The following is a 1,636-nucleotide window of genomic DNA, read 5'->3' as shown; positions in this document are numbered from 1 at the left end:
CATATTGATACCATTATACCTCAATCATTCTCGATATGAAAGTATGAATTTGATTTTTTGCTAAATGTTTTCAGTTGAGAGTATATCATTTTATTGGCACAGTTTTTGGTGCATAAAATTAAAATTCAAGGAGTGAATTGCTGTGATATATTATAACATTGACACAACTGAAAACGGTTACAACTCATTGACGGGAGAGGTTGAATCATTGGCAGAATTAAAAAGCATTCTCGTGAAAAACGATGTAATTCCCGATTTTGTTGGTTATCTGTCTATTGGGATACCTGATACTTCTATTTGCATTTGTGCCGAAAAAGGACTGGGTTTTTATGTTGGAATTACAGACAGTGAAGATATACACTTGTCTTTAGGTGATAAAGATTTATTGAGTGAAGTAGTAGATGTATGGGGTGACGGTCTTTATATCTCAAAGGGACTGTTTATACCTGCTCATCTTGCATGGAAGTCTATTGAAGAATATATCAATTTTCAAAAATTATGTGCAGAGGTTAATTGGATTACTCCTGATGACATTCCCGAAGAAGGTAACTTCATAGCGGTATAAATAGAATTTAGGGGTGTAATTCAAATGAAAGAAGCATTTCAAGTTTTTGCTTGCTTAAAGAATGGCATACTTTACTCGGATATTCCTGTCAATAGTGAAATTCTTAACACAATTCAGATTGGTGAAAATCAAATGTTATTGATGGGCAGAGCATTGACTAATTTTTCATCGGATGATAAATTATATAATATATCAGGTGATTTCGTGACACCTTTATATTTTTATATTTATGGACATAAAATGGATTTTATCGGTATTGGATGTACTTGTATTATACTCTGTACGCCAATTATAAACATATCGTTTTCAAGCGATAATCTTCTTTATTTGTATTAAGTTCAGTATTGATTTTTTGTATATGTTAAAATTTAAAGCTATTGACTTGGGAGGGCTGTTGATGATAATATCATTTGATTTAGATGATACATTATTTGTATCGGAAGATAAATTTGATGTCGAAAAGCCTTTACCATTTCCGTTTAATGTAATATATAAAGAAAGACTTAGATTGGGAAGTATCGAACTGATGAAATATATTCGTAAAAGAGGTATGGGATTGTGGATATATACAACATCATATCGGTCTGTTGGTTATATAAAAAGGTTATTTCGTTTATATGGCGTGAAAATTGATAATGTTATCAACGGTCAAAGACACGCTGACGAGGTTCAAGTTGGTCATTCGGAAGGTATGCCGTCAAAATATCCGAGTAAATACAGAATAGACCTGCATATAGATGATGACATCAGCGTTATGCAAAACGGGAAAATATATGGTTTTAATGTTTTTATAATTTCCGGACAGGATAATGAATGGGTTGATAAGATAAAAAAAGAAATTGTCCGAATTGAAAAAAAGAAATTTTCTAAGCTTTGATTTACGAAAACAGGAACCGGTTCCGCTTTTCAGATTGAACTATCCCAAAAATTGTGTTACACAAAAAAGTATCGACTTTCCGTGAAAAGGAAGTCGGTATTTTTTCTTAAACTATAAATGAGCAAATCTGAAAAATGCACAAAAATAAATAAAGACAACGACACCAAAAAGAGTTAAAATGGAGTTGCTAAACC

The 1,636-nt window shown here is 31.9% G+C and carries 3 protein-coding genes; all 3 read left to right on the top strand.

Annotation, left to right across the window (positions count from 1 at the left end):
* Positions 1–142: 142 nt before the first annotated feature.
* From ACJROP_RS00580 to ACJROP_RS00570, 3 genes are read left to right on the top strand one after another with little or no spacing between them, the layout of a single operon-like run.
* Positions 143–565, top strand: coding sequence for a hypothetical protein (locus ACJROP_RS00580; protein ID WP_406533578.1), 423 nt, complete (start codon positions 143–145; stop codon positions 563–565).
* Between the two features lie 24 nt (positions 566–589).
* The gene (locus ACJROP_RS00575; protein ID WP_406533577.1) at positions 590–901 is read left to right on the top strand and encodes a hypothetical protein; all 312 of its coding nucleotides are present in this window, start codon (positions 590–592) and stop codon (positions 899–901) included.
* Between the two features lie 58 nt (positions 902–959).
* Positions 960–1,442 (top strand): hypothetical protein, encoded by a 483-nt coding sequence (locus ACJROP_RS00570; RefSeq protein WP_406533576.1) that lies wholly within the window; start codon positions 960–962, stop codon positions 1,440–1,442.
* Positions 1,443–1,636 lie beyond the last annotated feature (194 nt).

The sequence above is a fragment of the Methanobrevibacter sp. genome, from assembly GCF_045220775.1.
Classification (GTDB): domain Archaea; phylum Methanobacteriota; class Methanobacteria; order Methanobacteriales; family Methanobacteriaceae; genus Methanocatella.
The sequence above is the reverse complement of the archived record's forward strand: the minus strand, read 5'-3'. Positions and strand labels throughout refer to the sequence as shown.